At 58.4% G+C, this 21,029-nt stretch carries 16 protein-coding genes; 9 read left to right on the forward strand and 7 right to left on the reverse strand.

Translation table 11 applies throughout. The features are described from left to right. Window positions 1-120: 120 nt before the first annotated feature. Window positions 121-507 (reverse strand): TIGR03067 domain-containing protein, encoded by a 387-nt coding sequence (locus ICY20_RS18300; protein WP_159957187.1) that lies wholly within the window; start codon window positions 505-507, stop codon window positions 121-123. 400 nt (window positions 508-907) lie between these two features. Between ICY20_RS18300 and ICY20_RS18305 the strand changes: the two genes are divergently transcribed. From ICY20_RS18305 to ICY20_RS18320, 4 genes are all read left to right on the forward strand, one after another. Continuing rightward, a complete protein-coding gene (locus tag ICY20_RS18305) occupies window positions 908-2,224 on the forward strand; it encodes a Wzz/FepE/Etk N-terminal domain-containing protein (RefSeq protein WP_407692631.1) in 1,317 nt (438 codons plus the stop codon). 255 nt (window positions 2,225-2,479) lie between these two features. Then, on the forward strand, window positions 2,480-3,379 hold the full coding sequence (gene lpxO, locus ICY20_RS18310; protein WP_194938240.1) for a lipid A hydroxylase LpxO: 900 nt from the start codon (window positions 2,480-2,482) through the stop codon (window positions 3,377-3,379). Window positions 3,380-3,589: 210 nt separating this feature from the next. Next, the gene (locus ICY20_RS18315) at window positions 3,590-3,904 is read left to right on the forward strand and encodes a hypothetical protein (RefSeq protein ID WP_194938241.1); all 315 of its coding nucleotides are present in this window, start codon (window positions 3,590-3,592) and stop codon (window positions 3,902-3,904) included. Window positions 3,905-3,915: 11 nt separating this feature from the next. Beyond that, window positions 3,916-5,073 carry a PQQ-dependent sugar dehydrogenase gene (locus ICY20_RS18320; protein WP_194938242.1) on the forward strand — a complete coding sequence of 386 codons (1,158 nt, stop codon included), beginning with the start codon at window positions 3,916-3,918 and terminating at the stop codon, window positions 5,071-5,073. Window positions 5,074-5,215: 142 nt separating this feature from the next. Here the strand turns inward: ICY20_RS18320 and ICY20_RS18325 are convergent, their stop codons facing one another. Next, window positions 5,216-5,695 (reverse strand): nuclear transport factor 2 family protein, encoded by a 480-nt coding sequence (locus ICY20_RS18325; RefSeq protein ID WP_194938243.1) that lies wholly within the window; start codon window positions 5,693-5,695, stop codon window positions 5,216-5,218. Between the two features lie 119 nt (window positions 5,696-5,814). Here ICY20_RS18325 and pssA point away from each other — a divergent pair, with 119 nt between their 5' ends. Further along, window positions 5,815-7,158, forward strand: coding sequence for a CDP-diacylglycerol--serine O-phosphatidyltransferase (gene pssA / locus ICY20_RS18330; RefSeq protein WP_194938244.1), 1,344 nt, complete (start codon window positions 5,815-5,817; stop codon window positions 7,156-7,158). Between the two features lie 96 nt (window positions 7,159-7,254). Next, window positions 7,255-10,641 (forward strand): hypothetical protein, encoded by a 3,387-nt coding sequence (locus tag ICY20_RS18335; RefSeq protein ID WP_194938245.1) that lies wholly within the window; start codon window positions 7,255-7,257, stop codon window positions 10,639-10,641. Window positions 10,642-10,671: 30 nt separating this feature from the next. Here the strand turns inward: ICY20_RS18335 and efeO (ICY20_RS18340) are convergent, their stop codons facing one another. From efeO (ICY20_RS18340) to efeU, 4 genes are read right to left on the reverse strand one after another with little or no spacing between them, the layout of a single operon-like run. Next, window positions 10,672-11,490 carry an iron uptake system protein EfeO gene (efeO, locus tag ICY20_RS18340; RefSeq protein WP_194938246.1) on the reverse strand — a complete coding sequence of 273 codons (819 nt, stop codon included), beginning with the start codon at window positions 11,488-11,490 and terminating at the stop codon, window positions 10,672-10,674. Window positions 11,491-11,514: 24 nt separating this feature from the next. Further along, on the reverse strand, window positions 11,515-12,837 hold the full coding sequence (gene efeB, locus ICY20_RS18345) for an iron uptake transporter deferrochelatase/peroxidase subunit (protein ID WP_194938247.1): 1,323 nt from the start codon (window positions 12,835-12,837) through the stop codon (window positions 11,515-11,517). After that, a complete protein-coding gene (gene efeO, locus ICY20_RS18350; RefSeq protein WP_194938248.1) occupies window positions 12,834-14,036 on the reverse strand; it encodes an iron uptake system protein EfeO in 1,203 nt (400 codons plus the stop codon). Before efeO (ICY20_RS18350) ends, efeB begins: the two co-directional genes overlap by 4 nt. A gap of 10 nt (window positions 14,037-14,046) precedes the next feature. Then, window positions 14,047-14,892, reverse strand: coding sequence for an iron uptake transporter permease EfeU (gene efeU / locus ICY20_RS18355; RefSeq protein WP_194938249.1), 846 nt, complete (start codon window positions 14,890-14,892; stop codon window positions 14,047-14,049). Window positions 14,893-15,059: 167 nt separating this feature from the next. Between efeU and ICY20_RS18360 the strand changes: the two genes are divergently transcribed. The 3 genes from ICY20_RS18360 (at window position 15,060) to ICY20_RS18370 (ending at window position 20,305) form a co-directional block, all read left to right on the forward strand. After that, complete coding sequence (locus ICY20_RS18360; protein ID WP_194938250.1) at window positions 15,060-16,076, forward strand: AraC family transcriptional regulator; 1,017 nt, start codon at window positions 15,060-15,062, stop codon at window positions 16,074-16,076. A 114-nt stretch (window positions 16,077-16,190) separates the two neighbouring features. Further along, a complete protein-coding gene (locus ICY20_RS18365) occupies window positions 16,191-19,736 on the forward strand; it encodes a hypothetical protein (protein ID WP_228758479.1) in 3,546 nt (1,181 codons plus the stop codon). Window positions 19,737-20,044: 308 nt separating this feature from the next. Then, window positions 20,045-20,305: a hypothetical protein gene (locus ICY20_RS18370; protein WP_194938252.1), complete on the forward strand. Its 261-nt coding sequence runs from the start codon at window positions 20,045-20,047 to the stop codon at window positions 20,303-20,305. A gap of 175 nt (window positions 20,306-20,480) precedes the next feature. Here the strand turns inward: ICY20_RS18370 and ICY20_RS18375 are convergent, their stop codons facing one another. Then, the gene (locus ICY20_RS18375) at window positions 20,481-21,008 is read right to left on the reverse strand and encodes a hypothetical protein (protein WP_194938253.1); all 528 of its coding nucleotides are present in this window, start codon (window positions 21,006-21,008) and stop codon (window positions 20,481-20,483) included. Between the last annotated feature and the right edge of the window lie 21 nt (window positions 21,009-21,029).

A 21,029-nucleotide genomic window follows, 5' to 3' on the forward strand; every position in this document is an offset into this window, starting at 1 on the left:
AAAAAAGCACGCGAGGAGGGCGGGCTAAGGGATTCACTGGAGTAGGTAGGCTTCACCCTATAGACGGGAAAGTGAAGGCTTTGTGAAAATGGTGTCGCAACTTCGGATGGCTAGCGCCAATCACGAACGGCGTACGAACGTGCGCATGGTTTGACCTGGGCCCGTACTGAATAAGGTTGGCCTAGGCATACTTTCATCAGCTGCAATAAATACGAATTCATCTCCGTCAAGGCGGTAGCTGGCGGGCAACTGTTTGCCGGCATCGTCCCCTATGTCATCGACCCAGGTAATGCTCTTGGGGTGGGTCGTGCTGTCGAGGAAAAATCGGCCCGCCAGCAATACCTCGCCATTGACAGTGTTCACTTCGAAGCGGTCGCCGGTGATGGTGGTGATTGCGCCTGGAGCGGTATGGGCGTCGGGCGGGTTGAGCACGCCGCTGTCTTCGAGTGAGGTTTGCTCCCAGGCACCTTGGAGGGCCAGGTAGTCCGGATCTGTAATGGATGACATGTAAAATTCCTTTTTCTGTGCAAGGGCTAACCGCTAGTTGAAAGCGGTAATACAGCGTTCTGCGTAATCTGACGTGTAATCAAGTGTAGGAATCATCTTATCTTTTAGTTTTTTCTCTGATTTTTCCTTTATTGACAGGTAATTAGCGTTAATTTGCCTGGCCGTTGGGTAACGTCTTGTAACGGACCGTCTATGCTCTGCATGTCTGTCAGTAATGACATCCATGTGACTGAAGTCAACCGTGTGCTGCTTAGGCTAGCGGGCCAGTCAAGTGGGTGCTCCTGTTGCTGGCGGAGGGCCACGAGTATCGTGAGCCCAGACGTTGCCCCCTGTTTATCCAGTTGTTATCCAGGTCTGAGTATTTGGGCGCTGAATTTCAACTCATCAGGGTGTATGAATTTTGAATAACACTCCCCAGCTTCACCGTCATATGGCTTCGGATGAAGTCGATCTTTTTGAGCTGTTTCATGCCATCTGGAAACAAAAAAAATGGGTTATCGGCTGCACGATTCTTGTTGGCCTTCTGGGAGTAGGCTATGCCTTTCTTGCGCCGCGGGTTTACCAGGTAAGCAGCGTGTTGCGGCCTGCGGCCATCAATGAACTGGATGCACTCAATCGCTCAGAAGTCTATAAATTGCCGCCGGCTGATGCACTGGCCAAGGTTGCCGCGCAACTGGATTCCTACGAAGCCCGGCTGGGTTTTTTCAGAGCCAACCCCTCGCTGTTTGAAGCTTTCCAGCGACCAGGTCAAAGCCTGGAGCAGAGTTTTGAAGCGTTTAACCGCGACGCTATCAAGCTGGTGCTGCCCGACCCGAAACAATCCGAGTCACTGAGCAGCTTTGTCCGTTTGGAAATGCAGTATCCCGAGGGCGTTGACGGGGTGGCGATCCTTAACGGGTTTGTCGACTTCGCCATCAGCCTGGAGCGCGAGCAGGTAGGCGCTGACCTAAAGGTGATCGTCAATAATCGACTCAATGAACTCAAGGGCAAGATCGCCGCGGCCCGCGCCAACTACGACACGGAAAAAGAATCGAAAATCGCCAGGCTGCTGGAGGCCGACAAGGTCAGGCGCGCCCGTTTGCAGGATGAGCTCAGCGCCTTGCGCTTGCAGATGAAAATGGAGCGCACGAGCCGTCTTGCGGAACTGGCCGAGGCCATTACGATTGCCACGACCATTGGCATCAGAAAACCTACCGTGCCCTCTGTAATGGGGAGCGAGGATCAGCACGGGTCCAGCCAGGTCATGCGCACGGTGGTAGCCAGCCAGACGGTACCGCTGTACTTCATGGGCACCGAGGTACTGGAGGCAGAGCGAACAGTGTTGCAGTTGCGCACCAACGACGACTTTACCAACGTGCGCATTGCCGAAATCGGCAAGGAACTGAGCATGCTTGACGTGAACCGTGAGGTAGAGGTGCTGAACGGCCGTACGAACGAGGATGTGTTCCTGCAGGACGTTGAACGGTTGTGGGCCGAACAAGCGCGGTTGCGTGGCCTTAATATCGATATGAGCGAACTCAAATTGGTGACCATCGACCGGCAGGCACAAGAGCCACTGGGGCCTATCAAACCGAGGAAATTAGTGGTTATTGGCTTGAGTGTGCTGGCCGGGCTAATGCTTGGGATGTTGGTCGCATTGATCCTGCATTTCGCTCAGGTTCGACGCGTGGCCGGGCCTTTTTCGATGGCAGACGAGCGTAGCCTGCCGCGCCTATAAGCCTGGCCGAAATCGCGATGGGCTCACTGCAACGCGAGCCCGTTGAACCGCATTCAGTGGACAGCGTTTCACAATTCTTGGTTAACTTTTGGTTACAAACTGTGGCTAAATAACTGCCGATGACCCGGTGTCGGGTGGCTGCCCGTACGTTCAGGTCGACCGTGTGAATTGTGATTTCAGGTGCTGCTTATTAATCCTCGGCCGTTGTGGGCACGCAGGAGCAGCCTGTTCTCTTCTGACGTGTGACGAAATTCCTTGAAACTCATCATTGTTGCTCTCTACGTTACCTCGATTGCGTATGTACACCTGCGTGGACGGGTGCGACACAAGCTGGGCCGCCAGCTCAGCGACCATTCAACCTTCCTGGCGCCGATCAACTGCTTCCTCTATTTGTTCTCCAAACTGCCTGGCCGACCCTATCTTTCACCGGGCGATTTCCCTGACCTGAGGCCCTTGCAGGAGCACTGGGAAGAAATCCGCCGGGAGGGTCAGAGCCTGATGCGCGCGGGTGAGATCAAACGCTCGGACCAATACAATGACGTAGGTTTCAATTCCTTCTTCAAGTCGGGTTGGAAGCGCTTCTATTTGAAGTGGTACGGCGACAGCCACCCTTCGGCGATGAAGCTGTGCCCACGCACCACTGAGCTGGTGCAGAGCATCGGCTCGATCAAGGCGGCGATGTTTGCCGAGTTGCCGCCGGGCTCCAAGCTGGTGCGCCATCGCGACCCGTATGCGGGCTCTTATCGCTACCACTTGGGGCTGGACACGCCGAACGACCCTGGCTGCTACATCAATGTGGACGGCGAGAATTATTACTGGCGCGACGGTGAGCCGGTGATGTTTGACGAAACCTATATCCACTACGCCGAGAACACCACGCAGCAGAACCGTATCATCTTGTTCTGTGACATCGAGCGGCCGATGAAATACCGCTGGGCCGCAGCGTTCAACCGCTGGTTCAGCCGCCATGTGATGGCTGCGGCAGGCTCACCGAACGATGCGGGTGACAAGACCGGTGGGTTGAACCGTGCGTTTACCCGCCTGTACAAGATTCGCCTACGGGGCAAAGAGCTGAAAAAGCGCAACCGCGCACGTTACTACCTCGAAAAGTGGGCGATTTTCGCTGCACTGGCGCTCATCTTCGTGCTGATCTGAGCAAACCGGCGCCCCAGATTGCTGGCGGCAAGGCTGTTCTCCTTCAGAGGGCCGAATCTTCAGGTGGCTGACGGGGGCCGAGAAACGTTTCTGTGGGCACCCCGACACATCGTGTTGCACCTGATGAGAAACTATTTAGTTACCAAAGCCGAACCCAGGGCGTAGCGTGTTATCGAAAGCACGTACCACTCGCTCCAGAGAGGCTTTGTCATGAACAGTTGTATGCGTCACGTTGCAGCGCTGTTGCTGGGTTTTGGCCTGATGCCGATGGGGCAGGCGCAAAACCTGCCCGGCCGCACAGATTCCAACAACAGCCCGATTCACCGGGCCAACCCCAACAGCATGCAAGGCACCCAGCCCAATGCGCCGGCGGTTCGCGGCACGCAGATCGGGCCCACTCAGCGCACGCCAACCCTGGAAAACCGGGGTATCGGCAATAGCTACCCCAAGCGCGATCCCGCCCCCAGCCGCCCAGCCCCTGAAACCCAAGCCCCCACTTATGATGCCAACGGTAATCGCCGCTAAGGACTCGTCTTATGTTGCTACGTAAAACCCTTCTCGCTGCCCTGTGTGCAACCGCTGTGCTGCCTTTGGCGGGCGTGTACGCGGCGGATAGCCAGCAATTTCCGAGTGAACAAGGCAGCCTTAGCGTCACGCCGGTTGCCAAGGGCTTGGATCACCCTTGGGCGGTGGCTTTTCTGCCGGACAAGCAAGGTTTTCTGGTGACTGAGCGCCCCGGCCACCTGCGCTTTGTGAGCCCGGACGGCAAGCTGTCAGCACCGTTGACCGGCGTGCCCGAAGTCTGGGCCAAGGGGCAGGGCGGTTTACTCGATGTGGTGTTGTCGCCAGACTTCAAGCAAGACCGTACGGTCTATCTCTCGTACGCCGAAGGCGGCGGCAAGGGCGGCACGGCCGGTACGGCAGTGGGGCGCGGGCAATTGTCGGCCGACCTCAAGAGTCTGACTAATTTCAAGGTAATCCTGCGCCAGGAGCCCAAGCTTTCCACCGGCAACCACTTCGGCTCGCGGCTGGCCTTCGACCGGGATGGCTACCTGTTCGTGACCCTCGGCGAAAATAACGACCGGCCCACTGCCCAAGACCTCGACAAGCTGCAAGGCAAGGTTGTGCGCATCTACCCGGACGGTCGCGTGCCGGATGACAACCCCTTCGTCGGCCAGGAGGGCGTACGCCCGGAAATCTGGTCCTACGGCCAGCGCAACCCGCAAGGTCTGGCGTTGAACCCCTGGAGTGGCACGATCTGGGAAAACGAACATGGGCCCCGTGGCGGCGATGAGATCAATATCATCGAGCGCGGCAAGAATTACGGCTGGCCGCTGGCGACCCACGGTATCAACTATTCCATGGCCGCGATCCCCGAAGCACAGGGCAAGAGCGTGGAAGGCACGGTAGCGCCCCATCATGTCTGGGAAAAATCACCCGGTATCAGTGGCATGGCGTTCTACGACGCCGACCGTTTCAAGCCTTGGCAGCACAACGTGTTTATTGGCGCGTTGGCCAGTCAGGAGCTGATTCGCCTGCAATTCGAGGGTGACAAGGTTGTGCACGAGGAGCGCTTGCTGGGCGGCTTGAAAGCGCGCATCCGCGATGTGCGGCAAGGGCCGGATGGCTACTTGTACGTGCTGACCGATGAGGACAATGGCGTGCTGTATCGCGTGGGCCTGAACCAGGACTAAGCCAATTACACGATCCCCTATGGGAACGGGCTTGCTGTGGTGAGCGGGCTTGCCCCGCGCTGGGCTGCGTAGCAGCCCCCTGGATCTCCAGTGAAAGCCCCCTCACCACACAAGCCAGCTCCCACATTTGCACGGTGTGAGTCTATAGCCCGAGCTCAGACAGACCGGGATGATCATCCGGCCGTCGCCCCTGCGGCCAATGAAACTTGCGTTCACTTTCCTTGATCGGCAGGTCATTGATACACGCAAACCGATTGGCCATCAGGCCGTTCGCATCAAACTCCCAGTTCTCATTACCGTAAGAGCGGAACCAGTTGCCCGAATCGTCGTGCCACTCATAGGCATAACGCACGGCAATGCGGTTATCGGTAAACGCCCACAACTCCTTGATCAGCCGGTAGCCCAGCTCCTTGGCCCATTTGCGGGTGAGGAAAGCCTTGGCTTCTTCGCGGTTATGGGCGAATTCGGCACGGTTACGCCACTGTGTATCCAGGGTATAGGCCAGGGATACGCGATGTGGGTCGCGGGAGTTCCAACCGTCTTCGGCCAGGCGTACTTTTTCAATCGCCGACTCACGCGTGAACGGCGGCAGTGGCGGGCGGGGTTCTTGGATCGGTGACATATCACGGCTCCTGAAGTCGACACAGTGCAAGGCGAGACAGTCTATCCCCGGCGACGAGACCTGAGCACCCCCATGGTGTAAGCTCGGGGCCTCTTCGGATTCGACCCATTGCGAGCCTTATGCCGTCGTTCTTCAAACGCTCCCTGTTGCCCAAACTGCGCGGTTTCCCCCTCACTCCTGATGCCATCGAGGTCCTGTCTGGCGCGGCTGCGTATCGCCGTTGCCTGCTGGAGAAAATCCCCCAGGCCACACGGCGTATCTACATCGTCGCGCTGTACTTGCAGCACGACGAAGCCGGGCAGGAGATCTACGACGCGCTGCACGCGGCCAAGGCTGCGCGGCCGGAGTTGGAAATCGTGGTGATGGTCGACTGGCTGCGCGCCCAGCGGGGGCTGATCGGCGCCGGCAAGCAGCCGGGCAACAGCGCCTGGTACCAGGCCATGACCCAATCCCATGCCAGTGAGGTGCCGGTATACGGCGTGCCGGTGCAAACCCGCGAGCTGTTTGGCGTGTTGCATCTCAAGGGTTTTGTGATTGACGACACGGTGCTGTACAGCGGCGCGAGCCTGAACAATGTGTACTTGCACAAGTTCGACAAGTACCGCTTTGATCGTTATCACCTGATCCACAGCAAACCCTTGGCCGACTCCATGCAGCACCTGGTAGAGCATGGCCTGGTGGCCTCCAAGGCCGTGCATCGTCTTGACTTGCCCAACCCACCCACCACCCGCAGTTTGCGCAACGACATCGGCGATCTGCGCAGCCGCTTGAAACACGCAGCCTACGACACCACGGCGGGGCAGTTGGCCAATGGTCATTTGTCGGTCAGCCCGCTGCTTGGCGTGGGCAAGAACAACCCGCTGAGCCGGGTGATCCTCGAATTGATCGCCAGCGCCCAACACCAACTCACTATCTGTACACCGTACTTCAACCTGCCGCTGCCGGTGACCCGCGAAATCAACCGCGCCCTGGCACGTGGCGTGAAGATCGACATCATTGTCGGCGACAAGACCGCCAACGACTTCTACATCCCGCCGAGCGAGCCGTTCAGGGTTATCGCAGCGTTGCCTTACTTGTATGAGATCAGCCTGCGCCGCTTCGCCAAACGCCACCAGCCGATGATCGACAGCGGCCAGCTGAGCTTGCACCTGTGGCGTGATGGCGATAACACCTATCACCTCAAGGGCATGTGGGTCGACCAGCGTTACACCCTGCTTACCGGCAACAACCTCAACCCACGGGCGTTTCGCCTGGACCTGGAAAACGCCTTGTTGATCGACGACCCACAGGGCCAATGGCTTGAGCCGCGACGTACCGAGTTGGCGCAGATCTTCCTGCATACCACGCGCATTCAGCGATACCAGGACTTGCAGACGCTGGTGGAGTACCCGCAAGCAGTTGGCAAGTTTTTACGCCGGGTCAGCCGGGTGAGGATCGAGCGGTTGCTGTATCGGATTCTCTAAGCGCTTCTCGTGACGAATTTTCTCACGATTTACTGAGAACGTTTGCTCGGCTCGGGACCACTCTTTTGGCGTATATCACCCGAAGAGAACGACCTCATGACAATCCCCGCGCTCATTCGCCGACAAGTTACCGTATTCAATACCAACGGCGGCGGGGACGCTGCCCTTACGCTGCAGCATGACCCATTGCCGGTTGTACATTCGCCGCCGCTGCTGAGGGTTCGACGCGCCGCAGAACCGCAGGGAGATGATCGTTCTTCTGCCGACATCCTTCTGGGGCAGCGGTTGGGCGATGCGATGCAAAACGGTTACACCATGCTTGAAGTGCCCGCCAACAGCAGCCTCGCGCCCTCGCTGGCGCTGTACCAGCAACGTTGGAGCGAGCCAACCCTGCAGGCTTGGCTGACCAGCAAGGCCCTTGAAATGCATACCCTCACTTTGCATAAAGACACCCTCCATGGATACGCCGACCGAGGTGGCGTGCGCACGGCTGTCAGTTTCTCCACAAGCGATGATTCGGGGTGGTGGCAGGCTTCAGCGGCTTTACGCGCGGCACGTGAAGTATTGGACCCCCAGGACCGGGGCCTCAACCCTCTGGCCGGTGAGGAAACCTGGGTGCCACGGCATTTGGTTCTCCAGGCCTTCGACATCGCTAACCCGTCATCCGTGGAAGAGGCTGATCACCTCAAACAGCAGTTACGCACTCAAGGCCTGTTGATGCAGCCCGAGCAAGCACGATCGATAGAGCGTGCCCTCGTGCAGGCTAATAAGGCTATCGCTGAGCTTGAGAGTCGTCCCCGCTTGGCGAGCCGGTTGGAGCAGCTCATCGAGGGCTTGCCGGACGCCACCGCCTGGGATGGTGCGCAGCACCTCGACGGTACCGATACGCTGAGCCAGGCCATTGAGAAAAACAACCTGGGAACCCCGCAGACGGTTGGAGAGGTACGCAATGTCATCAACTGGCTGCGCACTACGTTGCCACCGGCCCCGCCTTTGGGTAACTACGCAGGCTTCATGGATTGGGAGTGGGCACCAGGGCAGTTGTCAACGGCAGACAAGGCCACGCTGGGCGCTTTGGCCAACGTGCACTTGGGCGCAACGCCCCCTGAGCCCCTTGACTACCTGGAGAGCCTAGGCGTCGAGGACCTACGGTCAGATCCAGCCGCTCACCTGCAACGCCTGCTCGCCAGCCCCGACGCATTGGCGTTGGGTGAGCGCCTGGCCCGCAGTGTGAAGGGGTACGGCACGGGCGAAATCGGTGCCGTAGCGCCTAAAGCGGCGAGTCAACAGATGCTCATTGCTGCAATCAAACTGCACACCGACCCACAGGCACCGGGCAAACCGGGGCAATTGGCCGGTTATAACCTCTACCAGCCTGCCAATATGGGGCGTACGTTCGACGCCATACGCAGCGACCTGGAAAAGCATCTGCAAGAGGTCGTAGGCCTCGACCCGAAACTGGCGGTATTGGCCGCCCATATCGGCCTGGCCCAGGCAGCGCCGGAGTTTCTTGTGCGCAATGTGCCAGATGCGATCGGCATGGGAACCCCGGCTTGGATGGAGCTGCGCCTGGGGTGTGCGATGGTGGACAACATCGCGCCAGGCACCTCTCGGGCGATGGACGAAGAACAGATCAGCGCGATGACGGTGCTAGGCCCGACCAGTGAGGCCCAGGCGACCCTGATGCGGTTGCTTGGTTTGCCGATCATTACCGATTGGGCCGTGCTCAACGGGGTGATTCCCGCTGCCGCCGATGGCGAGTACTCCAAGTCGATGATCCAGTCTGCGTCTTTGGCATTTCAGCAACAGCGCGAAGACGTCAGCCGTGCATTTACCCGTTGTGCATCCGATTTGCCAACGCGCAGGTCAATGGCCGTTGCCGAACTGCTGAAGGTATTTCCCGGCGTCACGGCCAGTCGCCTGGAAGGCATGAAGGTCAGCATCGTCGACGCTCAGGAGCGCCGTAATATGCGGGTTTCCGAACCGCGGACGCGTTCGCTGGTAGAAACCTATATGAGCGGCGACCTGATTCCCGGCAAATGGGTGTTGAGCAGTGATCTGCCCCCCGTCCAAGCAAAGAAGACGCCCTATCAGCCGGCCCGCGAAGTTGAGGTGCCTGCCCAAAAGCGCGAAGAACTCGACGCGCGCATTCGCCGCCTGCCGGATATAGAAAATGTGCTTAAGGAGGCTGTCAACGAACACCGCAGCGCCTTGCAGGATGCCTATGCGACCCAAATAAAACTCACAATCGCCGGTCTGCCACTGGAAGACCGCCGGACGCTGGAACTGGCCAAGGTCGAACTCTTTACCTTGCGCGGTGAAACAGGACAGAATCTAGCCAACGAAACTGATGAGCATCGCGAAGCCTTAAAATACCGGCAAGGTACCCTCATACGCGCTGAGCACGGCAATACCGTCAACTATTACGAAGTCTTTGCCAATGGGACGATCGTCAAGCGTCAGGACCTTCCGCGTCGGTTGGTACCAGGGGGCGTGGTTGAGATTAAGCGTGTCCCGGTCCCGTACGGTGCAATTCGTGTCCCGATGGTGCGCGGAACTGAGTTGGCGATTGACATCGACGCCTACGCCAAAGGCAGCGCGCCTCGATCAGGTCTCAAACCCTCAAAGGTGATTGTTGAAAAGCTTGGCGGTGAACTGGCTGGCGCATTGCCGCCAACCGGGCTCATCGCCGCTGACTACGTGCCCAACAGCTATTCGTCGTCGAAGACAGCCACTATTGCGACACGAATCGCCCAGGACAACTTCTATGAGTCGCAAGACGCGATGTTCAAACGGGCAAAGGGTGTGCTGCCCCTTGAGCAGCACCGAGAGGCCGTCGCTCGCGATCACAAGATCTTGCTGGGGTTGGTGCCTTTTGTAGGCGCCTATCAAGAGCTTGCGGCGGGCAACATCGGTAGCGGGTTATTCAGCTTGGCACTGGATGTGGGCGCGGTGGCACTGGCGGCCGCGGGTCGGGCACGCTCATTGATACGAGCAGGAAGGGCGCTGGCGCAAACCCCCGTCACGGGTGTACTGCGGCAAATGACATCCACGGTCAGCCCGCTTGTAGCCAAAACGGCCTGGGCGAAGCCGGTGGCGTCCTTCAGCGACAAGGCGTTCGATTTCATAAAGGAAAGCGTGTTGTTCACCAGTGCCGCACTCAATCCGTTCGATGGCTACCCGCAAATGGTCAGTGCGGCTGTGAAGGGCCTGACGAAGTTGCCGATACTGGTGGCAGGTGGAATCAAAAAGTTGGGTAAGGCTGCACCGCATTTGATAACGGCCGAGGAGAAGACGCGCAGCTATCTAATGGCGGCTTCTGGTACCACAGCGACACCCGTGTCTCCTGAGGTGGGGTTTTCAGGTACAAGCCAGGGTATTGCGGTGCGTGCCATGAACAAAAACGGCCGTTGGTACGCCATTGACCCGCTTAATGGCCGGCCTTTTGGCGTGCCATTAAGCGGGTTCGTGTCGGTGCGCTAAACCCGCGACCTCTCGTGTAGGCGAGCTCTATCAGTTCAAACCCAACTTGCCACGCAGGGTCGACAGGTCTTCAGCCAAGGTATTGACCGGACCTACCAGGGCCTTACGGTCGTTTTCCTTGACCTTGTCGTAGGTCTCGAAGCCGCCATCCTTGGTCTTGTACTTGGCCAGGACCTTGTCCACGGTGGCGAAGTTCTTGTCGACTTTGGCCAAAAAGGCCTTGTCTTGTTTCTCGATCTGACCACGGAACAGGTCGACGATTTTCTTGGCGCCGTCGATGTTGCCCTGGAAGTCGTACAGGTCAGTGTGGCTGTAGCGGTCCTCTTCACCGGAGATCTTGGTGGCGGCGACTTCTTCGAGCAGGGCAGCGGCGCCGCCCACTACTTTTTCAGGCGGGAAGGTCAGGCCGTCGACGCGGGTCTTGAGGTCGTTGACGTCGGTGTTGAGCTTGGCGGTCAGGGCTTCCAGGCCTTTGGTGGTGTTTTGCGAGAACAGCGCGTATTCGATGCGGTGGAAGCCGGTGAAGTCTTGAGCGGTCACGCCTTTTTCATGGTCGTCGACACGCGAATCGATGGACGCATCGAGGTCGCTGAACAGCTCTGCGATCGGCTCGATGGACTCATAGTGCACGCGGGTCGGCGCGTAGAGCTTCTTGGCGGTGGCGAGGTCGCCCTTGTTGATGGCGTCGGTGAACGCTTGGGTCTGGGTGACCAGCTCGCCGATTTCTTCGGTGACGTAGATTTTGTAGTCCGACACTGGGCCTACAAGGTCCAGGGGCGCGGTAGCGGCGAACGCTGCAAGCGGCGAAAGGGTCAGCAACAACGACAACGCGATAGACGACTTTTTCATGGAAATTGCGCTCTGGGGTTTGTGTTAGGTGTTGGCAGCTGTTTGAGGGTGCGTTGCAGCCAGCAGCGTGCGACCAATGAAATCCGTTGGCCCGGTGACCCCCGGCAAGGTGAAGAAATACCCGCCGCCCACGGGCTTGAGGTACTCCTCCAAAGGCTCGCCGTTGAGCCGGGTTTGCACGCTGATAAAGCCTTTCTCCAGGTCAGCCTGGTAGCAAATGAACAACAGCCCCATGTCCAGCTGACCGTTTTTATTGACGCCGTTGGAGTAGTTGAACGGCCGACGCAGGATCAGGTTGGCCTGTGTCTGCGGGGTACGCGGGTTGGCCAGGCGGATGTGGGCATCAAGCTTGGTCAACTTGCCTTCGGGGTCTTTGGCGTAGTCGGGCACCTGGCTTTCTTGGCGGCCATCCATGGGCGCGCCCGTGGTCTTGACGCGGCCGATGATGCTTTCCTGTTCTTGCAGCGGGGTGCGGTCCCAGCGCTCGACGAAGTTGCGGATGATGCGCACTGCCTGGTAGCTGCCATTGGCGGCCCAGGTCGGCTCGTCGCTGCCGGGTTGCACCCACACAATCTGGTTCATGGCGCTGTTGTCGTTGGAGTTCGGGTTGGCCGAGCCGTCACGAAAACCCAGGAAATTGCGCGCGCTTTGTGCCGGTTCGCCAGGGCGGGCTGGGGCTTGGGGCGGTACGCTGCCTTCCTGTTTCCAGCGCACCAGCAACAGGTCGGGCAGGTTTTTCACGATGTCGCGCAGGGCGTGAATGTTGGTGTCCGGCGTGTTGGAGCTGAACTGCAAGCTCAGGTCGCCGTGGCACTGTGCCGGCTCCAGTGCATCGTTGGGAAACCCCACCATGCGGCTCAGGCGCTTGGGCTTGGCTTTGGCCAGGCCGAAGCGCTCATCGAACAGGGATTCGCCGACAGAGACGGTGATGGTCAGGTTATCCGGCGTGACCACCGGGCCGAGGATGCCGGAGTCTGTGGGTGGCAGCTTCGGGTCGACTTGCGGCACGGTGCCGCCGGTCATCAGAAACGCGATGCGCTCGTTCAACGTGCGGAACAGGCGCTCAAGGTCGTCACGGTCGCTGGCCAATACGTCGAATGCCACCAGCATGCCGCAGGCTGGGCGTGGGGTGACGATGCCGCTCTGGTGCTTGCCGAAGAAGTCGTGGTGGTCTTGGGTCTTGTCACTGCGCGGTGCGGTGGTGACTTGCTCAGCGGTGGCGGCCATGGCCGGGCAGGTCAAGGCACTGCTGGCAATCGCCGCGCCAGTGGCCGCCATGCCCAGCAAGACACGGCGACGCTGTAGGTTGGTGTGTTCTGTTTCACTCATGTGTGCGGTCGTCTTCACTGCAGGCCGGAAAGGCCAAGGGCGGGGTCGATTCCATCGAGTGCGGCGGCCAGAGCCTTGGCCTTGTCGGCGATCTGCTTGCGCTGATCGGCGGTGACGCTGTCATAACTCGCGTAGCCTTTTTCGACTTTGAAGCCTTGCAACTCGGCATCGAAGGCGGCGAGGGCGCTGTCGATGTTTGGCAGCAGGTCGGCGGCAGATTTGGTCAGCAACGGGCGCATTAGCTCGACCACTTTGTGCGCGGCTTCGAGGTTGGCGACGAAACCATTCAAATCGGTGTGGCTGTAGCGTTCCTCCTCACCGCTGATGGCGCGCACGTCCGCCAGGCTGTTGAGGTTGCGCACCACGATGCTCACCAGTTGCTCCGGGGGCAGAGACTGGGCCAGCAGTTGCTGCTTGAGGGCAGTGACGTCGGTCACCAAGCGCTGGGCAGTCGGCGCCAGGCCATCAACGCTGCGTTGCTGGAACAGGCTGTATTCGAGGCGGTGGAAGCCGCTGAAGGCTGGGTCTTGCTCGCGCTTTTCAAAGTAGTCGGCGCGGGCGTTGATGGCGTTGTCCAACTCTGCCAGGCGTTGAGACGCAGGGGCCAGGCGCTGGTAGGCTTCGCGGGCCGGCACGTAGAGCGCCTGAGCCTGGGCCAGGTCACCGGCAGCGATGGCCTGTTGCAGTGCGGTCGCGGCCTTGATCAGTGCGCTGCCCTGGCTGCTCAGGTACACGCGGAACTCAGACAACGGGCCGATAAACGCCACCATCGACGGCTTGGCTTTGGCCTGGGCGTCGGACTCGGCGGTTGGCGTGACATGCAAGGTGCCGCGGGGGTTGCTCAACAGCCCGCAGGTGATCGCGTAGTCGCCGGGCAGCAGGTTGGCGTTGATCACCTGGCTCAGGCCGGGTGCAATATTTTCCCGTTCTTCCACCACCAGCACGCCGTCGAGGATTTCCCATTCCACTGCCCGGTCGGAGCGGTTGATGATGCGAAAGCTGGCATGCCCGGCGGGTACGGTCAGCGCATTCGGCTCACACGCGTGGGCATGGATGGTCACGGCGATTTCATTGTGGTTGGTCTGGCGCTTGCTCGCGGCCAGTTGCGAGGCGTAATAGAACAGGCCACCGGCGGCGATCATCACGACCACCGAGCCCGCCACGGCCCAGCGCAAGGCGCGGGGTGGCGAAGCCGGTTGAGGAGTAGGGTTGGACAAGGGACGGTCCTTACTGGCTGGAAACGGAAGAAGGTCTGGCGACCGGCTTGCCCGGTGGCGCCGGCAGGAAGAACATCACCAGCGCCACCACGAGGTAAATCAGGTAGGCGCCCAGGGTGCTGACGGTCGGCGCTTCCTGGTAGCCGAACATACCGGCGAGTACCGAGCCCAACGGGCTGTCCATCGGCAGCGCGGCGCTGAAATCGAACAGCACGGTTTGCAGGTGGTTCCACACGCCCGCTTCATGCAGGGCCTGCACCGAGTTGGCGAGAATGCCCGCGGCAACGACGAGGATGAACAAGCCGGTCCAGCGGAAAAACGCGCCAAGGTTCAAACGCATGCTGCCGGTGTAGATCAGAAAGCCGACGATGATCGCCAGAATCAGGCCGAGCAGGGCGCCAATCGGCGCGCCCGGGCCTTCACTCTGTTGGAACACCGCCAGCAGGAAGAACACTGTTTCCAGGCCTTCGCGAGCCACGGCAAAAAACACCATGAGGATCAGCGCCGTGACCTGGTGCTTGGAACCTGCCAACGCGTGGTCGAGGGATTGATGCAGGGAATGCTTGATGGACCGCGCCACTTTGCGCATCCAAAACACCATGGAACTGAGAATGCCCACAGCGACCAGGCCGACGATGCCTTCGAACAGCTCCTGTTGTTTCTGCGGGAATTCGGCGCTGACCAATTCCAGGCCACCCCCCACCAGCAGGGCCAGGGCGGCGGCGAGGAACACGCCAATCCACACGGCGGGCATCCACTGGCCACGGCCGGTCTGTTGCAGGTAACTGGCGATAATGCCAACGATCAGGGCGGCTTCAATGCCTTCGCGCAGCATGATCAGAAAGGGAACGAGCATTCGGCACCGCATGACAACTAGATAGGAAGCTAAGTTGTAACATAATGATACTCATTACTAAACAAGCAATCTTGACGTTTGCTGAACATGGGCTGAACGGTGGTGGCGAAGCGCAAGCCACCTTATGATGCTCGCCCTTGTTTGCGGCGACGGATGCACAATCTCCCATGTCGGAAAAAGACACCATCTCCATTCACCTTGTGCGCGAAGCCTTGTTACAGAGCTGCGCGCCGGGGGCAGCCAGCATTGAGGTCCTGCTTAAAGCCGGTATCGATCCTGCGTTGCTGGAGCAAACGCATGCGCGTGTACCGGCCACGTCCTATGCGCGCCTGTGGCGTTTATTGGCGCGGCGCACGGATGACGAGTTTTTTGGCATGGACCCACGCAAGCTAAAGTCCGGCAGCCTGGCGTTCCTCTGCCGTGTGGCGATGGCGCAGCCAACCCTGGCCGATAGCCTGGAAACCGGCCTGGGGTTTCTGTCACTGATGCTGGAGCGAATGCCAGCTCAACTGGTGCGCCAGCAAGGCTTGGCAGAGATCGTATTGCTTGAGCCCGAGGCTCAACCGAATCGAGCCTTCACCTACTTTACCTACTGGATGATCGTGCACGGCGTGGCGTGTTGGCTGGCGGGGCGACGGATTCCGATCCTGGCGATCGAGCTGCGCGGTTCAAAACCAGACTTTTGCGATGACTACCAGGTGATGTTCTCCGATAACCTGCGTTTCAACCGACCCCGCACGCGCATGATCTTCTCCGCCGACTGCCTGGAGCTGCCGGTCAAGCGCAGTGCCGAAGAGCTCAAGCGCTTCCTGGCCCATGCGCCGGCCAACATCCTGGTCAAATACCGCGACCCCGAGAGCTTTGCCGCTCGCATCAAGCATGAGCTGCGCCAGATGCCTCCTGACACCTGGCCCGAAACCGAAGGCCTTGCCACCGCTCACTGTATTTCAGCGTCGACCCTGCGCCGCCGACTAGCAGAAGAAGGGCAGACTTATCAGGGGCTCAAGGACAGTGTGCGTAAGGAGCTGGCGATCGTGTGGCTGGCGGAGCCTCAGATCAGTTTTGCCGAGATTGCAACGCGGTTGGGGTTTGCTGACACCAGTTCGTTCTATAAAGCCTTTCGCAAGTGGTCGGGCTCAAACCCCGGGCATTATCGCAGCCTTATCCTGGGCGATGCGGGCTGAATACCGGCTACGGATTGCGTCGAATGCGCACACTCGCTCAACAGCTTTTTCCTATTCAGTCAACTCGCTGAACCTCGCACTCTAGGCGCCTTTTTCTCTGTGTGAGCGAACGACGTGTTGTCAAAAGTGCCTGTTGCCATACCACCTCCCTCGACTGCACGTTTTGAACCCGCGCCTTTCGTCACGCTACCAACCGTGGAACATCAAGTGCCTTCGCAATGGCGGGCCGAGTCGCAGGGCTCGCAGCAGGCAATCTCCGCTGCTGTGGCGGATGCGCGAGACAGGGAGCGTTGGGTCATCGCGTTGGAACGCAGCGTACTCGGCAAGCCGGACAACGCAGCCGTGGATCTGGCGGGCATTGTGTTTACGTTGACGGCGCGTGGTGAAAAACCCGAAAGGGACCTGACGGCCAAGCGCTACCTCAAGCGTGTTTTGCCGAGTCTGGGGGCTGAAAACCTGCCCCAAACTGCTGCTCAAGTGCGCAACCTTATCAACTGGCAACGGCATCCACTGCCGTCGAACCCCGCCCTGGATAGCTACACCGGCCTGTTTTTGAGCGGGCAGACTGCCTTGCGCCCACAAGAGCGCACACAGTTGTTGGCGGCGTTTGAACGCAATGTCGGCAACGGCATTCTCGACAGCATGCCGCTGACCGCAGGCAATATGGATGATCAAATCAGCCGCCACCTCAAGGACCACGCAGGGCTCAATCGCTTCAGGCAGCACACGTTAATGGAGTCGATAGGTCGCAGAGTTGCCGGGGCTACAACCGAGCAACGCAACCAATTCCTGCTCACCGCCCAAATGTTGCAAATCGACCCCGAACTGGGGATGCGCAGAAACCGTATCGCAGGCTATGACCTGTATTCCCAAGCCAACGCCGGGCGTAGCCTGGCAGAAGTACGCGGTGATCTGAAAGAGCATTTGGTGCGCAACAAAGGCGTTAGCCCCGCAGCGGTAGACGCGACGGCGCACATCCTGCTGGCGAGCGTCGCGCCGGAGTTTCTGGTGCGTGGCGTGCCTGACACGTTGCACGTCGGAGCGCCCGCCTGGGTGGCGCTCAGAAAAACCGTCGCCTTGCTTGAGGAGTCCGCCGAGGGCTCCAGCCGCGTCCTCACCTTTGGCCAAGTGCTGGACCGTGCGGTTCTCAAACCGCTGACACCCGAGCAAACCGTACTGTTTCACGCGGCTGAGACAGACCCTCTGCTGGACTGGGCGAAAATGCACGGCGTCATTGCCACCCGTGCGGACGACCAATACACCGTCGACGACGTCGCTGTCGCCGCAAAAAACTACAACGCCTACATCGAAGCCACTCACCAGGCCACAACGGTATTGAGCACCCCGGTGAAAACCCGGCGTGAGTTGGCGACGGCTGACTTGAAGTCGGTGTTTCCCGATCGCGACCTGAGCAAGCCAATGCACACGGTGGAGTACCGACCGACATGGCCGATGCCAGGCATCGGGTATCAGCAAAGTCTCGTGGACTTGCACATGATGGGGCAGCTCAAAAACAACACGTTCAAGGCTAGCAATCTTAAGAACTTGATTGGCGCCACGCTGCACAAAAATGAATACGACCCCGAGATCCTGCGCCTGCAACCGCACTTCAAAGCGCTCAAGCATTCTGAGCAATCACTGAATCAATCCATCCAGGACAATACCGGTAGTTTGCGCGACGCGATCTCAACAGGCTTGAAAGATATTCTCAGCAAAATGCCCTACGCCGATCGCCAAGCGCTGCAAACCCAGGAGCTGACGTTTTATCGGGTCGAAACCGAATCCATCAATGGGAAAGGCACCCCCATAAAAGGCGCTGATGAGCAAGCGGCGGCGGTCCAGGGGCGCTACGGTTTTCTGGTAAGTGCCGGGAAGGGTAAAGACGCCAAGTGTTTTGAGTTTTTCCCCATGAGCGGTATTTACGTCGAGCGGCCGGACTTTCTCGCCACGCTGGCCAAGGGCGAAGCGATTGTCCCGCGCGTTTGGGTTACGCGGATGAAGTCCCACGCAGGTGGGAAAAATGCTGGGGAGTCCGAGGTCCAGATCCGGGCGTTGCGTGAGACAGTGCCCGCGTCCAAAGCATCGTCGGTATTGATTTCCCCGCTGGGGTTTTTCTCGCAACGGGCCGATGCGATTGCCCAGTATGTAGCGAGACAAAACCTGGTACTGCACCCCGATCAACTGGAGGCACTGGCAAAGGGTGAAACTCCTCAGGAACGTTTCGTCGGCAACCTTAAACTGGCAGGGAAGACGGTGCTCAATATCCTGATTCCATTTAAAGCCTGCTATGACGACATCGTGTCCGGCCGCGTCAGTAAAGACCTGGGTGCCATGACCGGTTGCGCTACCGACGTAGTAATGACGATTGCAGTCGTCGGCGGCGGTGTAGCCGAAGGTGTAACAGCGGTCACCCGAGCGGAGGGTGGGTTTTCAAAGCTGGCAGCGACCACTCGGGCAGTAGGCAGCCTCACTAACGCGCTGCTGAACCCTGCCGCGGGGCTTTCCGAGCCCCTGCTCAAGGTGGGGAAGTGGTTAGAGAAAAACACCGTCGCTCGGCTCAGCAAACCTCAAGGTGCCGTGCGTGCCGCCTGGCATGCGCAACTGGACGAACAGCGCTTTGGCCGGCCTCGACAAATGCGCAGGGAGTCGCTTGACGGAACCGGGGTCATTGACGCCGGCCTACCGGGCATCAAAGCGCTCAAACCCGAACTGCAAGCCACACGCGCGGAGGTCAAGAACATCGTCCAACGTGCCCAGCCATTGGCTGTCTCCAAACTGGACGATGCACTTAAAGTGATGGCGGACCCTGCATTAACGGACGACGTTGACTTTGTGCTAAAGCACTTCCAAGGCATGTCGCCCACCCAGGCCCGCAAAATGATGACGTCGCGGCTTGCGGGGCTCAAGACCAAGGCTCAAGCACTGACCACGAAAAACATTAAGTTCATGCGCTCCAAAGACCACAACTGGGTTGCACAGACTGACCCGAGTGCTTACAAAGTGGACAAGTCCGGGAAGTTTTTTGAGGTCAACATCGATGGTGCCAAGCATTATTACCAGCACTTTGGTTCCCATGGAGGTGCCATGAGCAATGCGTTGATTCATGAACTGGACCATCTCCCTGGAACGGTAACCCAAGGCTCGGTGGATTTTGCCTACCTGACGCGACTGGAAAAGAACACTGAAAATGCGCGGGGTTTGTTAAACCTTGCTAAGGGGCATGTCGACCCTGCCGACCTGCTGCTTCCTGGCTCCGAAGCGCCTGAATTGGTGGGTAAAACGGGCGTAAGCATGTATGGCTCGCGTGCGGGCAGCATGAATGCTGAATCCACCATGACCAGTGTGGCGCTGTTGTCGCAACTCAAGACTGACCCGGCGTTGTTCAAGCAGAATCGGACCATGATAGAAGAGGCGCTGACTACCTTCGGCGCACAGCCGATCACCGACCAGGTGGGTATAAGAATCGTCAGCAAGCGCTCCGTCGGTGAGCCGGGGCCTCAGTTGATTTATGCGGTGGATGAGGCAAGCGGAAAATTGATCGGGGTTTACAAAAGGATGCCTCAACCGCCAGGTGCGGCTAAACCCGAACAGCCGCCGACGACTCAAGTGGCGCGAAACCAAGCGTTCAAAAACCATGTGCAGGAGCATCTTGTTTTTTGAAGGCCGCGAGATACCGCACCCTTGTCAACTTACGCTAATAGGGGCTTTGCCCGAGCGTGCACGGTGGGGCGGTACTAGGACATAACTGACGTTGCGCTTCAAGCGTACTACAGATCGGTCTTTCAATATTTTAGGATGCGACTGGCTTACTTAGGGCAATAAGTCATGCATTGTCTTTTTTGTCAGCGCGTTACTGCAACTGCTGGGATGGCGTTCTGAGTCGAGGGCGCCTTGTGCATAAATGAGAGCGATTGATGTAATGCCGCTGAGTGCGAAGCTATTAATGACTTAACCTTGAGGTGAAAATCATGAAAAGTATTTTTGCTGTGCCTTTTTTGGCTTTGGCGCTGTCGTCGTTTCAGGCGAGTGCGGTGTGTTTGTATATTACCGACAGTTACAGCGGGATCGTGTCGGGAGGCGTTGAACAAACGGCCTATGGTCCGTTTACTGTAACCTCTGCTAATGGATGTTCTAATGCAAATATTGATGCACGAGTATCTGTTCTCGGTGTTGGCAGAGCACCAGAGACATTATCGAGAGACAGGTCGGTGGTTCTTGGAATAGGGTGACTTTCGGTATTGGCGCAAATGCCTCTTATAACGGCCCTCTGGGCACCTACCGAGTGCGGGTAAGAAATGGCGAAGAGCTTCCAAAAGCTTATTCAGGAACGACTCGTTACGGACGGTAGCCTGCTAAAACGGCCAGTACGTTTAGGTTTTCTAAATGCACGGGGCCTATTTTGCCTCAGGCGCGTTCGTCAATGGCCAAATTACTACTGTTGGAGTTTACGAAATAAGCCAGGGCGTTTATCGCGTGATTAGCATCTACCATACCTTGCAAGTGGTCCGTTGCTCCTTCGCTTTTGGAAAGCGCAGGTTCGGATTTAAAAAAAGCAATAGTATCTTCAAGCTTTTCGTTAAATAGAGCGATTGCGTTGAATTTAACGTGGGTTTGCGTTGGTCGCCCGTTGTCATCATTCGCGCCATTGCCAACGATGAACATGCCGAACGAGCGATAGCTGATCATTTCACTTTTATAAAGGCGACGACCAACATCTCTTAGTTCATCAGTGCTAATGGAGGTCATGTCATAGCCCTTAAGAAAGGTTTTCAATGAGTTGATGTCTTCACGGTCATTCAGTTTCAATGTCTGCGCCGCTTCAGATGCCTCCGTTATCGTAAACTGATTCGTCACCTGCCCAGGATTCTTTATCTGATAAGGATTCGACGCCTTGGTATATCGCATTTGTTCCGCCGTCAGCAAAATCGCCATGATAAAACCCTCCGGGAAATT

It is taken from the genome of Pseudomonas pisciculturae (genome assembly GCF_015461805.1).
Lineage (GTDB): Bacteria > Pseudomonadota > Gammaproteobacteria > Pseudomonadales > Pseudomonadaceae > Aquipseudomonas > Aquipseudomonas pisciculturae.

Bases quoted from the DNA above. Each gene is read 5' to 3' on its own strand.
- ICY20_RS18300 (WP_159957187.1), bottom strand. From the start codon at position 507: ATGTCATCCATTACAGATCCGGACTACCTGGCCCTCCAAGGTGCCTGG.
- ICY20_RS18315 (WP_194938241.1), top strand. From the start codon at position 3,590: ATGAACAGTTGTATGCGTCACGTTGCAGCGCTGTTGCTGGGTTTTGGC.
- ICY20_RS18320 (WP_194938242.1), top strand. From the start codon at position 3,916: ATGTTGCTACGTAAAACCCTTCTCGCTGCCCTGTGTGCAACCGCTGTG.
- ICY20_RS18325 (WP_194938243.1), bottom strand. From the start codon at position 5,695: ATGTCACCGATCCAAGAACCCCGCCCGCCACTGCCGCCGTTCACGCGT.
- pssA (WP_194938244.1), top strand. From the start codon at position 5,815: ATGCCGTCGTTCTTCAAACGCTCCCTGTTGCCCAAACTGCGCGGTTTC.
- ICY20_RS18335 (WP_194938245.1), top strand. From the start codon at position 7,255: ATGACAATCCCCGCGCTCATTCGCCGACAAGTTACCGTATTCAATACC.
- efeO (WP_194938246.1), bottom strand. From the start codon at position 11,490: ATGAAAAAGTCGTCTATCGCGTTGTCGTTGTTGCTGACCCTTTCGCCG.
- efeU (WP_194938249.1), bottom strand. From the start codon at position 14,892: ATGCTCGTTCCCTTTCTGATCATGCTGCGCGAAGGCATTGAAGCCGCC.
- ICY20_RS18360 (WP_194938250.1), top strand. From the start codon at position 15,060: ATGTCGGAAAAAGACACCATCTCCATTCACCTTGTGCGCGAAGCCTTG.
- ICY20_RS18370 (WP_194938252.1), top strand. From the start codon at position 20,045: ATGAAAAGTATTTTTGCTGTGCCTTTTTTGGCTTTGGCGCTGTCGTCG.
- ICY20_RS18375 (WP_194938253.1), bottom strand. From the start codon at position 21,008: ATGGCGATTTTGCTGACGGCGGAACAAATGCGATATACCAAGGCGTCG.